Genomic DNA, 12,888 nt, shown 5'->3' on the forward strand with positions numbered 1-12,888 from the left:
TAGAGCAACGACTTTCAGGAGGGCCCATGGCGCGCGCGATCAGGTTCGACGAGTACGGCGACGTGGACGTCCTCCGGGTCGAGGACGTCCCGCGGCCGGCACCGGGACGGGGGCAGGTGCTCGTCGAGGTCCGCGCCGCCGGGATCAACCCGGGCGAGGCCGCCATCCGGCGCGGGTCCCTGCACGAGCGCTTCCCGGCGACGTTCCCGTCCGGGCAGGGCAGCGACTTCGCGGGTGTCGTCGCGGAACTGGGCGACGGCGTCGAGGAGATCGCGGTCGGCGACGAGGTGATCGGCTTCGTGCACACACGCTCGAGCCACGCGGACTACGTCGTGGCGCAGGCTTCCGACCTCACACCGCGGCCGGACGAGGTGTCCTGGGAGGCCGCGGGGGCGCTGTTCGTCGCCGGCACCACCGCCTACGCCGCGATGGCCGCGGTGTGCCCGCGTGAGGGCGACACGGTCGTCGTCTCGGGCGCGGGCGGCGGTGTCGGATCCCTGGCCGTCCAGCTGGCGAAGCTGGCCGGCGCCACGGTGATCGGCCTGGCCGGCGAAGCGAACCACGACTGGCTGCGCGAGCTGGATGTCATCCCGGTGTCCTACGGCGACGGCGTGCTCGAGCGGATCAGGGAAGCCGCTCCGGACGGCGTGCACGCGTTCGTCGACACCTTCGGCTCCGGTTATGTGGAACTGGCCCTGCACCTGGGGATCCACCCGGGCCGGATCAACACGATCATCGACTTCGAGGCGGCCGCGAAGTACAACGTGAAGTCCGACGGCACCGGCGCGGCGGCGTCGGCCGAGGTCCTGCGCGAGCTGAGCCTGCTGGTGGGCAAGGGACTCGTGGAGGTCCCGATCGCGCGGGTCTACCCCCTCGATGAGGTGCACGAGGCCTACCGCGAGCTGGAGCTGCGGCACACGCGCGGCAAGATCGTCCTGCGGCCCTAGTCCTTCAGGTGAACGAAAACCGTGCGGCGGCCTCGGCGGGGGTGGCTGCTTGGCCGCGTCCGGGGACGTCGTAGACGGCGGTCGCCCCTTCGGAACGAAGTCGGTTCGGGGCAGCGTGCCGGGCCATAACCGCGGCGTAGGCGTGGACTTGCGCGGCGGTGACGTCGGGACGGCCCCGCTCCGCGTGCTGCCGGAGGAGGTCGGCGACGTCCGGGGTGAACCGCAGCACGGTCACCGGAGCGTCGAAGCGCCTGGCGATGGCGATCAGCCGGGCGCGCGCGGGTGGGGTCACGTTCGTCGACTCGGCGACCGCGGTCTGCCCGGTGGCGAGCCTGGCGACGATCCGCCGGTCCCGTTCCTCGAAGATCCGGGCGTCCGCCGCGTCGGAGTCCGCGCCGTCGGGTGCGGTGCCGAAAAGCTCCGCGCGGATTTCGTCGCTGGACACCACGGCTTCTTCGTCGATCTGCCGGCGCGCGATCAGTGCCCGGACGAAGCTGGTCTTGCCCGAGGCCGGCGGGCCGACGAGGACCACGAGTCCCGTAGGTACCTCCACTAGTTCTTCGCCGCCACGACCTTCAGGCCGGCGAGGTAGACGTCGAGGGCGAACTCGAGGCGCTCGGTCGCCGTCTCGGCGGAGAAGAACTCGCCGATGTGCAGCATGTTCGGGAACGCCTCGGGCGGCAGTGACCGCATGTACGCCACCATCTGCTCGCCGCGTTTCGCGGTCTCGGCTTCGTCGATGTCGCCCCAGGTCCAGCCGCTCGCCTCGTAGGCGTACGCCTTGGCGTAGAGCGCCAGCGCGTCGCCGGCGAACGTCGCCTGCTTGAGGGTCAGGCCGCCCGCGCGCAGCAGCGCGAGCATCGCCTCGCCCTGCCGCAGCGAGCTGGGGATGACCGGCACGGCGATGTCCCATGCCACCCGCGCGATGCCGGGGTGCGCGACCATCACCCGGATCTGGCCGCGGACCAGCTCCTTCACCTGCTCGTCCCAGCGCGCCGGGTCCGGGTCGGGGATCGGTGCTTCGGCGAGGACGGCGTCGAGCATCAGCTCCGCCAGCTCGTCCTTGTTGGCCACGTGCGCGTAGAGCGACGCGGGCCCCGTCTCCAGTTCCTGCGCGACCCGTCGCATGGTGACCGCGTCGAGCCCCTCCTTCGCCAGGACTTCCAGCGCCGTCTTCACGACGAGCTCCTGGGAGAGCGCGGGTTTCGCGGCGCGGCGGCGGGGTGCGCTGCGCCACGGCGGTGGGGGAACGGTCACGCGAACACTGTACTTGACGCGAACGCTGTTCGTATGTAGAACGGTGTTCGTAAAACGAACAAGGTTCGTGAAGGGGATCTCATGACCACCACCACCGCCGAAACCGACGTTCGCGCCGTCCTCGGCCGCCTCACCGAGGCGTGGAACTCCGCCGATGCCGCCGCTTACGGCCGGCTCTTCACCGAGGACGCGGACTACGTCACGTTCTTCGGGATGAACTTCCCGGGCCGGGAAGCGATCGAGAGCTCGCACCGCGCTCTCTTCGAGGGGCCGCTCAAGGGCTCCAAGCTGACCGGCCGGCTCGGCGCGTCGGCGAACGTGCGGTTCGTCCGCCCGGACGTCGCCGTGGTCGTCGCCGGCGGTGGCTCGTCGGTCACCGGCGCCGACACCGCCGACGAAGGCCGCGATTCCACGGTCAGCTTCGTGCTCGTCCGGGAGGACGGCGAGTGGCTGATCACGGCGTTCCAGAACACGCGCGTCTCGGATCCTCGCGGGTGAAAACGCTTGCGGAGGCGTCGGGGATCGTCGCGCGGCCGCCGGGCGAGCTGTTCGAGGAGGTGCGGCGCCGGGTGACCGGGGGCTATCCGATGCGGACGGAGGTCGACGCCGAACGCGGTTTCCTCGCCGTGCAGGGCGGGTGGTGGTACCGCGGGGAGTACCGCGTCACGGCCGATCCGGCGGGCTCGCGGGTCGAGCATCGCGTGGTCAACGCGGCTACCTGGGGGCGCTGGGGAGTCCCGCTGGTCAACCGGTTCTTCCTCGGCTTCCGGGCGCGGACGGCTGCCGCTTTTGCCCGGATGCTCGAAGAACTCGGACAGGCCGGTGGCCACGGGCCGGATCTGACGCGTACGGTGCTTAGGTAACCCTTAGTTCTTGCGAGGAGTTGTCGATGGCTGAAGCACCCCGGCGGTCCGGACGGCCCGCGGTGAAGCTGCGCGTGCTGCGCACCGAGCGGCTGACCCCGCACATGATCCGGATCGTCGCGGGCGGCGAGGGCCTCGCCGATTTCACGCCCAACGCGTTCACCGACGCGTACGTGAAGGTGCTGTTCAAGGTGCCGGGCGTCGAGTACCCGGAGCCGTTCGACGTCCAGGAGTGCCGGGCCACGCTGCCGCGGGAGCACTGGCCGCGGATGCGGTCCTACACCGTCCGGGCGTTCGACCCGCAGGCCGGCGAGCTCGTCTTCGACTTCGTCCACCACGGCGACGAGGGCATCGCCGGCCCGTGGGCGGCCTCGGCCCAGCCGGGGGACGAGCTGCTGCTGTCCGGCCCCGGAGGCGCCTACGCGCCAGGCGCCGAGGCGGACTGGCACCTGCTGGCCGGGGACGAAAGCGCGCTGCCTGCCATCGCGGCGTCGCTCGAAGCGCTCCCGGCGGGCGTCCCGGCGCAGGCCGTGATCCTGGTCGAGAACGCCGACGAGGAGCAGGCGCTGGCCACGAAGGCCAACGCGCAGATCACGTGGCTGCACCGCGCGTCCGGCGGTGACGTCGCCGCGGCGGTGCGGGAGCTGCCGTGGCGCGAGGGCGTCGTCCAGGCGTTCGTGCACGGTGAGGCGGGGTTCGTCCGCGACCTGCGGCGGTACCTGCTGGAGGAGCGCGAGGTGCGGCGCGAGCTGCTGTCGATCTCGGGTTACTGGCGCGTCGGCAAGGACGACGAAGCCTGGCGCGAAGAGAAAGCGGCCGAACGGGCGCGCGAGAAGTAGCCTCGCGGGCATGGCGAACCTCAAGGTGGACGTCGAGCCGGCCGAAGTCGGGTTCGACGCGGACCGGCTTTCCCGGATGGATACCCATTTCGACCGCTACGTCGAGGATGGCCGGTTACCGGGCTGGCTCGCGGTGGTGAGCAGGCACGGCCGGATCGTGCACGTCGGCAGTGGCGGCTACAGCGACGTCGAAGCGGGCACGCCGGTGGAGACCGACACGCTGTGGCGGATCTTCTCGATGACGAAGCCGATCACGTCGGTCGCGGCGATGATGCTCGCCGAAGAGGGCCTGCTGGAGCTGGACGACCCGATCTCGCGGTGGCTGCCGGAGTTCGCTTCGCCGCGGGTGTTCGTCAAGGGGTCGGCGCTTCGTCCGCTGACGGAACCGGCGACGGAGCCGATCCGGGTGTGGCACCTGCTGACCCACACGGCCGGTCTGACGTACGGCTTCCACCACGGCCACCCGGTGGACGCGATCTATCGGGCAGCGGGCTTCGAATGGGGGACGCCGCCCGGGCTCGACCTGGCCGCGTGTTCGGAGCAGTGGGCGTCGCTGCCGCTGCTGTTCCAGCCGGGTGCGGAGTGGAACTACTCGATCGCGACGGACGTCCTGGGGCGGCTCGTCGAGGTGGTTTCGGGGCTTCCGCTGGACGAGTTCTTCTCGTCCCGGATCTTCACTCCGCTGGGCATGACGGACACGGGTTTCGTGGCTTCCTCTCCATCCCGCTTGGCTGCCCTCTACGTCCCGGATCCTGCCACTGGCCGTGCTACGCGCAACGAAGCGTTCGGCCGGCTGGGAACTTCGCGCCCTGACTGCCTTTCCGGCGGCGGCGGCCTGGTGTCGTCGGCATCGGACTACTGGCGTTTCACGGAGATGCTGCTGCGCGGCGGCGCTTTGGACGGCGTCCGGTTGCTGTCCCCGCGGACGGTGTCGCTCATGGCGAGCAATCACCTGCCGGGGCACGTGGACCTCGAGGAGTTCGGACGCCCGCTGTTCGCCGAGATGCCGTTCGACGGGCACGGGTTCGGGTTGGGGTTCTCGGTGCTGGAGGACCCGGTGAAGGCGCGGACGTTGTCGTCGGCGGGGGAGTTCGCGTGGGGTGGGGCCGCGTCGACGGCTTTCTGGGTGGATCCGGACGAGGACTTGACGGTCGGGTTCTACACACAGCTGTTGCCGTCGAGCACTTACCGGCTGCGGTCCCAGCTGCGGCAGCTGGTTTACCAGGCACTGGTGGACTGAGCGGGTTCCGGCGCCGCCGGACGCACGGTGGCGAGGTACTTCGCCACCGTGCTCCGCAGGTGGTCCGCGTGCTGGTAGATGTCTTCGACGCCGGCGATCGGCAGCCGGGTCTCGACCTTGTTCTCGTCGAACACGCCGAGGTACTTCTTCGACCGGTTGAACCACAGCCGGGCGATGGGCTTGCGGTTGTTGTCGTCCAGGAGGACGCCGAAGTACGTCTGGGTGTCCCTCGCCGCGATCCGTGCGACGGCCACCTCGGAGCAGACGATGGCGCGGACGATCCGGAAGCCTTCGAGCTCGTCCTCGGTCGTGACCACCCGCTCGGCGTCGTCCGCCTCGGCGGCCGCCTCCGGTTGCGGCTGCTGCTCGGGTTGCGCGGTGCTCCCGCCCGACACGCTGACGTACGAGCCGGGCCCGCCGAGCGCGTTCTTCAGCCGGTCGTTGACCTGCTCGTTGAGGAACTGGCTGGCCGCTTTGGCCACCAGTGGGCCGAACTGGTCCCGGACCCGCTGGGTGATCGCGCCTTCGTAGACCCGCGTCGTCAGGAACTTGACCCATTCGTCCTCGGGCTCCTTGAACTGCGCCGCGAGGATGCGCTTGAGCTGCCCGATGTACTTCAGCTCGCCCGCGGCGCTGATGACCGAGTCGAGGTCGAAGGACTCCTTGGTGAGCTTGGCCAGTTCGGGCAGCAGGGTTTCGTCGATGTCGGCGAAGTCCAGCACGAGGAACGGCTTGGCGTCCATCCGGTTCGGCGCGTCGAGGTCGGTGTAGAACTCGTACACCTGACCGTTCGTCAGGACGGCGATCCGGGCGTTCGTGACGGCGAAGTAGCGGAAGAGCTGGGAAGCGTGTTCGATCCGGAGCGGATCGTTGATCTTCTTGGCTTCGACGAGCACCTGCACCTGGCCGTCGTGCACGATCGCGTAGTCGATCTTCTCGCCCCGCTTGGTGCCGACGTCGGCGGTGAACTCGGGGATCACCTCGGCCGGGTTGAACACGTCGTAACCGAGGACAGTGCTGATGAACGGCATCACGAAGGCGTTCTTGGTCGCCTCCTCGGTCTCGATGCCGTCCTTGTGCTTGCGGATCTTCAGGGCGAGTGCTTGCGCGCGCTCGGCGATGTCCATGCCGGTGCCGTTCTGTTGCGGGAACGAGGTGCCCGGCCTGGATCGGTGCGGTCGCGCGGTCTGTTACGGATTCCGCTGAAAAAACGAAAAACTCGAAGCCGGCGCCTCGGGGTGGTCCCGAAGCTGGACCTCCGCCTCCGCGACCCCCTCCGCGATCACCCTGCGCCCCCGCGCGTAGTCCAGCAGCTCCGCCACCGGACGGTTGTCCGCCGAGTACACCGCCGTGAACCGGTCGAACCCACGCTCCAATGCCGCCAGCCCCAGCATGTGCAGCAGCGCCGACGCCAGCCCGACCCGGCGCCACTCGGGCGCCACCGCTATCGCCACCTCCGCCATCCGCTTGCCCGTCGCCTCGTAGCGGGCCACCGCCACTCCCGGCCCCTCGGAACACCGCGCCACCAGGGCGAACCGGCGCTCGTAGTCCAGCACCGTCAGGCGCTCCAGCAGCTGGGGTGTCACCCGGGGGGCCGAGCCGCAGAAACGGCGGCGCAGGGTCTCCGGGTCCGCGGTGCGGATGGCTTCGCCCAGCTCCGGCGCGTCCCGCGGGGTGAGCGGGCGGACCCACACCCGGCGGCCGTCGCGGAGGAGGAGCGTGCGGTCGAATCCCGGGGGCGGCTGCGTCACCGCGCCACCCTAGCGGCCGCCCGATCGGGCTGGAACGGCTTCACGAAAAACGAGTACGTTGGCAGCAAAGGGTTTCCAGGGGGAGGGGCGGCCATGCGGCGGATCGGGATCGTCGGAGCGGGGCAAGCGGGACTCGTCCTCGCCATCGGACTGCGCCAACGGGGTTACGACGTCACCGTGTTCGCCGAACGTCCCGCGGACGACGTGCGCGAAGGACGCCTCGTCTCCAACCAGTGCCTCTTCCACCCCGCCCTCGAACGCGAACGCGCGCTCGGCATCAACTTCTGGGAAGCGCCGCCCATCCGCGAAGTCGCCTTCGCCGCCGCCGGAGACGGGGCCGAACCCGCCATTTCCTGGCGCGCCGGGCTCGACCGGCCGGCGCAGTCGGTCGACCAGCGCGTCAAGGTCTCCGACTGGATGACCGAGTTCGACCGCCTCGGCGGCGACCTCCGGATCCGCCGGGTCACCCCCGACGACCTCGACGAATGCGCCCGCGAGTTCGAACTGCTCATCGTCGCTGCCGGGCGCGGGCCGCAGTTCGACGCGCTCTTCCCGCGTGACGACGAGCGTTCGCCCTATCGCGAGCCGCAGCGTGCGATCGGCATCCTCTACGTCGGCGGCACGCTCGACGCCGTACCGGGACTCACCTTCGGCATGGCGCCCGTCGGGGAGTTCTTCCTGCTGCCCGTGCTTTCGGTCCACGGCCCCGTGCACGGCATCGGCTTCTTCGGCCTGCCCGGCGGCCCGATGGACGTCTGGGACGGCGTCGCCGACGTCGACCAGCACTACGAGACCGCACGCAAGCTGCTGCGCACGCACTACCCGTGGCAAGCCGGGCTCCTCGACGACGCGCGTCCCGTGGCGCCGACCGAGATGCTGCACGGCCGGATCACGCCGATCGTGCGGCACCCGGTCGGCACGCTGCCGTCCGGGGCGAAGGTCCTCGCGATGGGCGACACCGCGGTGACCAACGACCCGGTCGGCGGCCAGGGCGCCAACCTGGCCGCCCGTGCGGCGCGGGCGTACGAGGAGGCCATCGTCGAGCGCGCCGACCGGCCGTTCGACGAAGAGTTCATGCACGACGCCTTCGCCCGCTACTGGCACCACGCCCGGCACGCGACGCGCTTCAACAACGACCTCCTGGCCCCGCCACCGCCGCACGTCCTGGCCACTTTGGACACCGCGCAGCGCGTTCCCGAAGTGGCGCACCGGTTCGCGCACCTCTTCGAGAACCCGGCCGACTACGAAGACTGGCTGGGTGATCCCGAAGCGGCGATGAACTACCTTCAGTCGAAGGGACCCCGGTCCGGGGTGCAGAGCGCACCGCGAGCGGGCACGGAACCGGCGACGAAGTAGCGGTCGAGCGAGGCGTCCACGCACGCGCTCTTGCCGCGCGAACCGTGGCCGTACGTATCGAGGGTCAGCAGGTGCGCGTTGGCCAGCAGCTTCTCGGTCCGTTGGGCCCCGGCGTACGGCGTTTCCAGGTCGCCTTGGCGGTTGGCGAGGAGCAGGATCGGTGCCGTCGGCCGGTTCCACGGGCCGGCGTAGCGGCCGGTGTCCGAGACGTCCCACGTGGCGCACGGCAGCGTCTTGTAGACGTCGTACGGGCCGAACCCGCGGCCGACCTGGTCGGCGCGCTGCGCGTAGTCCCACCAGACGGCCGGATCACGCGGGTTCGCCGCGTCCGAGCACAGCGTCGCGCCGCCGCCGAGCAGCGAATCGACGTCCGGCGGGCCACCTGCCGACACCGGTGCGCGGGACGCCGGGTCCGCCAGCGCCTGCAGGAACGCCGCCAGCTGCGGCGCGGCCTGGGCGTCGGTCAGGTAGTTGTGGATCGTGGCGATGGCGCTCTGGTAGGTGACGACGACCTGCTTCCCGGCCGTGTCCGTCACCGTGATCGGCCCGGCTTCGAGCCGGTCCAGAATCCCGTCGTAGTCGAACGTGCACCGTGACGCGCAGGCGTCCAAAAAGGACTCAAGAGCCCGCGGGCCGTCTTCGTAGCCGCGCAGCCGGTAGCTCATCGGACCCGAGCCGGTCGCCCAGCGCATCGGATCGTCGACCGCGTCGAGCGCGAGCGAGCCGACGCGGCCGGGGAACAGGTTGGCGTAGGTCTCGCCGACGTAGGTGCCGTATGACTTCCCGTAGTACCGCAGCTTCGGCTCGCCGAACGCCGCCCGCAGCCGGTCGAGGTCCCGGGCGATCGTCCCGGTCGACAGGTGGTCGGCCAAGGCGCCCGCGTTCTGCTCGCAGAGGTCGGTGACCGTGTGCGTGTCCGCGATCTGCTGCTGTTCGGCTTCACGGGTCAGCGGGAACGTGCCGAGCGCGCGCTGGAGCACCTCGAGCTGCGACGGATCGGTGAAGCAGTGGATCTTCGAGCTCGCGCCGACGCCGCGCGGGTCGAACCCGACGATGTCGAAGCGAGCGTGCAGGAAGGGCGTCAACGCCGGGGCGAAGCGGCCGGACGAGCCGGGGCCGCCCGGGTTGTAGAAGATCGTGCCCAGCTTGTGGGCCTGGTCGGTGGCGGGCAACCTCCCGACGGCGATGGACACGGTGCCGGCGGAAGGGTCCTGATAGGACATCGGGACGTCGAGGTGGCCGCACTGGTACCCGGCGCTGCACGCGGATTCCCAGACGATTCCGGTGGGGCTCGCCGCGGCCGCGGGCGCACACTCGGTAAGCGAACACAGTGCGACCACGCTCGCGGCGGCCCCCAGAGCCAGCGCAGCACGGAGTTTCGGAGAATTCATGGGCCCGATCGTCCCGCCGCCGGGACCGGGGGCGCGCTGGTGCGCACCCCCGGAACCGGGGTAGGGCAAGCCCTACGCGGTCAGCTTCGGGATGATCTGCGAACCGTACGACGCCAGCGTCGCCTCGCGGTCGTCGTGCATCAGGTAGAGCGAGAACTGGTCCACGCCCAGCTCCGCCAGCTCCTGCAACCGCTCCACGTGCGCGGCCGCCGGGCCCAGCAGGCAGAACCGGTCGACGATCTCGTCCGGGACGAACTCCGTCGACGGGTTGCCCGCCTTGCCGTGGTGGCTGTAGTCGTAGCCCTCGCGTTCACGGATGTAGTCCGTCAGCTCGCGCGGCACCGCACCCGTCGAACCGTAACGCGCCACCAGGTCCGCCACGTGGTTGCCGACCATCCCGCCGAACCAGCGCAGCTGCTCGCGCTGGTGCGCCAGGTCGTCGCCGACGTACGCCGGGGCCGCGACGCAGATCGTGATGCCGCCCGGGTCGCGGCCGGCCGCGCGGGCCGCGTCGCGCACCGCGCCGATCGTCCAGCGGGCGATCGCCGGGTCCGCGCACTGCAGGATGAAGCCGTCGGCGTGCTCGCCGACCGTCTTCAGCGCCTTCGGCCCGTACCCGGCCATCCACATTTCCAGACGCCCGTTGCGGATCCACGGGATCTGCACGGTCGTCTCGTTCATCGTCACCGAGCGGCCTTCGGCGAGGTCCTTCACCACGCGCATGCAGTCGCGGACGGTGGCCAAAGTGGACGGTGGCTTCCCGACGACGCGGTGCGCCGAGTCGCCGCGGCCGATGCCACAGACCGTCCGGTTGCCGTACATGTCGTTGAGCGTGGCGAACGTCGACGCCATCACCGACCAGTCCCGCGTGCCGGGGCTGGTCACCATCGGCCCCACGACCAGCGACGACGTCGCCGCCAGGATCGCCGAGTAGATGACGAACGGCTCCTGCCACAAAACGCAGGAGTCGAACGTCCAGCCGTAGCGGAACCCGGCGTCCTCGGCGTCCTTCATCAGCCGCACGACGTCCCGCGCGGGCGGGTCCGTCTGCAGCACGATTCCGAAGTCCATGGCGTCCTCAGTTCAGGTACTGGTTGAGTTCGCGGGACAGGAACTTGCCGTGCGACGTCGATCCCGTGAACCCGTCCGGCGACACGACCACGCGCCCGCGGGACAGCACGGTGTGCACGCGACCGGTGATTTCGAACCCTTCGTACGCCGAGTAGTCCACGTTCATGTGGTGCGTCTCGGCGGACAACGTCTGCGTCGCAGCCGGGTCGTAGATCACGATGTCCGCGTCCGAGCCCGCCGCGACGACGCCCTTGCGCGGGTACAGCCCGAACATCCGCGCCGGCGTCGCCGAGCACGTCTCGACCCACCGCCCGAGCGTCAGCTCACCGGCGACGACGCCCTGGTGCAGCAGGTCCATCCGGTGCTCGACCCCCGGCATGCCGTTCGGGATCGCCCGGAAGTCGCCGCGGCCCAGCTCCTTCTGGTCCTTGAAGCAGAACGGGCAGTGGTCGGTGGACACCACGGAGAGGTCGTTCGTCCGCAGCCCGCGCCACAGGTCCGCCTGGTGTGACTTCTCCCGCAGCGGCGGCGACGCGACGTACTTCGCACCCTCGAAGTCCGGCTTGGCCAGGTCCTCAATGGACAGGTAGAGGTACTGCGGGCAGGTCTCGGCGAAGACGTTCTGGCCGTCGTTGCGCGCTTCCGCCACCGCCGCAAGCGCTTGCGACGCCGACAGGTGCACGATGTACAGCGGCGAACCGGTGACCTTCGCGAGCTGGATCGCCCGCGACGTCGCTTCTCCTTCCAGTTCCGGCGGCCGCGTCAGGCCGTGTTGTACCGGGTCGGTGTTGCCCGCGGCCACGGCCTGCGCCGCCAGCTGGTCGATCGCGATGCCGTTCTCCGCGTGCATCATGATCGTAGCGCCGATTTCGCGCGCTTTCTGCATCGCCAGCAGGATTTCCCCGTCCGTGGAGTAGAACACCCCCGGATAGGCCATGAACATCTTGAAGCTGCCGACACCGGCGTCGACGCAGGCTTCCATCTCCTTCAACGACTGGTCGTTGACGTCGGAGACGATCATGTGGAAGCCGTAGTCGATCGCGCAGTTGCCGTCCGCTTTGCTGTGCCACTTGTCCATTGTGGACAACAGGGACGTGCCCTTGGCCTGCACGGCGAAGTCGATGATCGTCGTCGTGCCGCCCCACGCCGCCGCGGTCGTGCCGGTCGAGAACGAGTCGACGGAGTGCGTGCCGCCGAACGGCATCTCCATGTGCGTGTGCGCGTCGATGCCGCCGGGCAGCACGTACTTGCCGGTGGCGTCGATCGTCTCGTCGCCGGCCAGCGTGCCGGGCGCCCCGACGGCGGCGATGGTCTCGCCGTCGACGAGGACGTCGGCCAGAAGAGCGCCCGACGGAGAAACGACCTGGCCGCCCTTGATGAGCGTGGTCATCAGGCCTCCGTGAGGGGGCCGTAGGTGTCCGGCCGGCGGTCGCGGTAGAAGGCCCACAGGTCCCGGATCTCGTCGAGCTGCGCCATGTCGAGGTCACGCACGACGACCTCGTCCTCGGTGTCCGACGCGGCGTCGCCGATCAGCTGGCCACGCGGGTCGGCGAAGTACGTCTGGCCGTAGAAGTCGTTGTCGCCCAGCGGTTCCTTGCCGACGCGGTTGATCGCGCCGACGAAGTACTCGTTGGCCACCGCGGCCGCCGGCTGCTCCAGCCGCCACAGGTACTGCGACAGGCCGCGGCTGGTCGCCGACGGGTTGAACACGATCTTCGCCCCGGCCAGGCCCAGCGCGCGCCAGCCCTCGGGGAAGTGCCGCTCGTAGCAGATGTACACGCCGATGCGGCCCACGGCCGTGTCGAACACCGGGTAGCCCATGTTCCCGGGGCGGAAGTAGAACTTCTCCCAGAAGCCCTTGACCTGCGGGATGTGGTTCTTGCGGTGCTTGCCGAGGTACGTGCCGTCGGCGTCGATCACCGCGGCGGTGTTGTAGTAGACGCCCGGCTGCTCGACCTCGTACATCGGCACGACCAGCACGACGCCGTGGCGCTCGGCGACCTCCTGCATGAGTTTGGTCGTCGGGCCGTCCGGGATGCCTTCGGTGTAGGAGTAGTAGTCGGTGTCCTGCACCTGGCAGAAGTACGGCCCGTAGAACAGCTCCTGCAGGCAGACGACCTGGGCGCCCTGTGAAGCGGCGGTGGCGATGTGGTCGACCGCCGCCTTGATCATG

14 protein-coding genes are annotated in these 12,888 nt (G+C 70.0%); 6 read left to right on the forward strand and 8 right to left on the reverse strand.

The annotated features are described in order from the left end of the window. The first annotated feature begins 26 nt into the window (after nucleotides 1-26). Nucleotides 27-947, forward strand: a complete 921-nt coding sequence (locus tag AB0M59_RS10330; RefSeq protein ID WP_364611821.1) for an NADP-dependent oxidoreductase — start codon at nucleotides 27-29, stop codon at nucleotides 945-947. 4 nt (nucleotides 948-951) lie between these two features. Here AB0M59_RS10330 and AB0M59_RS10335 read toward each other — a convergent pair whose 3' ends face one another. Beyond that, complete coding sequence (locus tag AB0M59_RS10335; RefSeq protein WP_364611824.1) at nucleotides 952-1,479, reverse strand: ATP-binding protein; 528 nt, start codon at nucleotides 1,477-1,479, stop codon at nucleotides 952-954. 20 nt (nucleotides 1,480-1,499) lie between these two features. Further along, on the reverse strand, nucleotides 1,500-2,114 hold the full coding sequence (locus AB0M59_RS10340) for a TetR/AcrR family transcriptional regulator (protein WP_364612214.1): 615 nt from the start codon (nucleotides 2,112-2,114) through the stop codon (nucleotides 1,500-1,502). A gap of 171 nt (nucleotides 2,115-2,285) precedes the next feature. On the opposite strand from AB0M59_RS10340, the gene AB0M59_RS10345 reads away from it, so the two are divergent. The 4 genes from AB0M59_RS10345 to AB0M59_RS10360 are packed head-to-tail and all read left to right on the forward strand — an operon-like array spanning nucleotide 2,286 to nucleotide 5,146. Continuing rightward, nucleotides 2,286-2,702, forward strand: coding sequence for an SgcJ/EcaC family oxidoreductase (locus AB0M59_RS10345; RefSeq protein WP_364611827.1), 417 nt, complete (start codon nucleotides 2,286-2,288; stop codon nucleotides 2,700-2,702). Continuing rightward, nucleotides 2,699-3,067, forward strand: coding sequence for a hypothetical protein (locus AB0M59_RS10350; protein WP_364611830.1), 369 nt, complete (start codon nucleotides 2,699-2,701; stop codon nucleotides 3,065-3,067). Before AB0M59_RS10345 ends, AB0M59_RS10350 begins: the two co-directional genes overlap by 4 nt. 26 nt (nucleotides 3,068-3,093) lie before the next feature. Next, on the forward strand, nucleotides 3,094-3,906 hold the full coding sequence (locus AB0M59_RS10355; protein WP_364611833.1) for a siderophore-interacting protein: 813 nt from the start codon (nucleotides 3,094-3,096) through the stop codon (nucleotides 3,904-3,906). 10 nt (nucleotides 3,907-3,916) lie between these two features. Then, nucleotides 3,917-5,146 carry a serine hydrolase domain-containing protein gene (locus tag AB0M59_RS10360; protein ID WP_364611836.1) on the forward strand — a complete coding sequence of 410 codons (1,230 nt, stop codon included), beginning with the start codon at nucleotides 3,917-3,919 and terminating at the stop codon, nucleotides 5,144-5,146. On the opposite strand, the gene AB0M59_RS10365 is transcribed toward AB0M59_RS10360, so the two are convergent. Further along, nucleotides 5,125-6,273: a type I restriction endonuclease gene (locus tag AB0M59_RS10365; protein ID WP_364611839.1), complete on the reverse strand. Its 1,149-nt coding sequence runs from the start codon at nucleotides 6,271-6,273 to the stop codon at nucleotides 5,125-5,127. The two genes, AB0M59_RS10360 and AB0M59_RS10365, sit on opposite strands and share 22 nt — an antisense overlap. 63 nt (nucleotides 6,274-6,336) lie before the next feature. Then, a complete protein-coding gene (locus AB0M59_RS10370) occupies nucleotides 6,337-6,897 on the reverse strand; it encodes a GNAT family N-acetyltransferase (protein ID WP_364611842.1) in 561 nt (186 codons plus the stop codon). 93 nt (nucleotides 6,898-6,990) lie between these two features. Here AB0M59_RS10370 and AB0M59_RS10375 point away from each other — a divergent pair, with 93 nt between their 5' ends. Continuing rightward, on the forward strand, nucleotides 6,991-8,253 hold the full coding sequence (locus tag AB0M59_RS10375) for a styrene monooxygenase/indole monooxygenase family protein (protein ID WP_364611845.1): 1,263 nt from the start codon (nucleotides 6,991-6,993) through the stop codon (nucleotides 8,251-8,253). On the opposite strand, the gene AB0M59_RS10380 is transcribed toward AB0M59_RS10375, so the two are convergent. The 4 genes from AB0M59_RS10380 to AB0M59_RS10395 form a co-directional block, all read right to left on the reverse strand. Next, the gene (locus AB0M59_RS10380; RefSeq protein WP_364611848.1) at nucleotides 8,184-9,644 is read right to left on the reverse strand and encodes an alpha/beta fold hydrolase; all 1,461 of its coding nucleotides are present in this window, start codon (nucleotides 9,642-9,644) and stop codon (nucleotides 8,184-8,186) included. The genes AB0M59_RS10375 and AB0M59_RS10380 overlap by 70 nt on opposite strands. Nucleotides 9,645-9,716: 72 nt before the next feature. Further along, nucleotides 9,717-10,715 carry a TIGR03842 family LLM class F420-dependent oxidoreductase gene (locus AB0M59_RS10385; RefSeq protein WP_364611851.1) on the reverse strand — a complete coding sequence of 333 codons (999 nt, stop codon included), beginning with the start codon at nucleotides 10,713-10,715 and terminating at the stop codon, nucleotides 9,717-9,719. Between the two features lie 7 nt (nucleotides 10,716-10,722). Continuing rightward, the gene (gene hydA, locus AB0M59_RS10390) at nucleotides 10,723-12,105 is read right to left on the reverse strand and encodes a dihydropyrimidinase (protein WP_364611854.1); all 1,383 of its coding nucleotides are present in this window, start codon (nucleotides 12,103-12,105) and stop codon (nucleotides 10,723-10,725) included. Continuing rightward, nucleotides 12,105-12,887 carry a nitrilase-related carbon-nitrogen hydrolase gene (locus AB0M59_RS10395; protein ID WP_364612217.1) on the reverse strand — a complete coding sequence of 261 codons (783 nt, stop codon included), beginning with the start codon at nucleotides 12,885-12,887 and terminating at the stop codon, nucleotides 12,105-12,107. The genes hydA and AB0M59_RS10395 overlap by 1 nt, the downstream gene beginning before the upstream one ends. Nucleotide 12,888 lies beyond the last annotated feature (1 nt).

Source organism: Amycolatopsis sp. NPDC051371, assembly GCF_040682155.1.
Classification (GTDB): Bacteria; Actinomycetota; Actinomycetes; order Mycobacteriales; family Pseudonocardiaceae; genus Amycolatopsis.

Coding starts and splice junctions, on each gene's coding strand:
- AB0M59_RS10345 (WP_364611827.1), top strand. CDS start 2,286: ATGACCACCACCACCGCCGAAACCGACGTTCGCGCCGTCCTCGGCCGC.
- AB0M59_RS10380 (WP_364611848.1), bottom strand. CDS start 9,644: ATGAATTCTCCGAAACTCCGTGCTGCGCTGGCTCTGGGGGCCGCCGCG.
- AB0M59_RS10360 (WP_364611836.1), top strand. CDS start 3,917: ATGGCGAACCTCAAGGTGGACGTCGAGCCGGCCGAAGTCGGGTTCGAC.
- AB0M59_RS10355 (WP_364611833.1), top strand. CDS start 3,094: ATGGCTGAAGCACCCCGGCGGTCCGGACGGCCCGCGGTGAAGCTGCGC.
- AB0M59_RS10395 (WP_364612217.1), bottom strand. CDS start 12,887: ATGATCAAGGCGGCGGTCGACCACATCGCCACCGCCGCTTCACAGGGC.
- AB0M59_RS10385 (WP_364611851.1), bottom strand. CDS start 10,715: ATGGACTTCGGAATCGTGCTGCAGACGGACCCGCCCGCGCGGGACGTC.
- AB0M59_RS10375 (WP_364611845.1), top strand. CDS start 6,991: ATGCGGCGGATCGGGATCGTCGGAGCGGGGCAAGCGGGACTCGTCCTC.
- AB0M59_RS10330 (WP_364611821.1), top strand. CDS start 27: ATGGCGCGCGCGATCAGGTTCGACGAGTACGGCGACGTGGACGTCCTC.
- AB0M59_RS10365 (WP_364611839.1), bottom strand. CDS start 6,273: ATGGACATCGCCGAGCGCGCGCAAGCACTCGCCCTGAAGATCCGCAAG.
- hydA (WP_364611854.1), bottom strand. CDS start 12,105: ATGACCACGCTCATCAAGGGCGGCCAGGTCGTTTCTCCGTCGGGCGCT.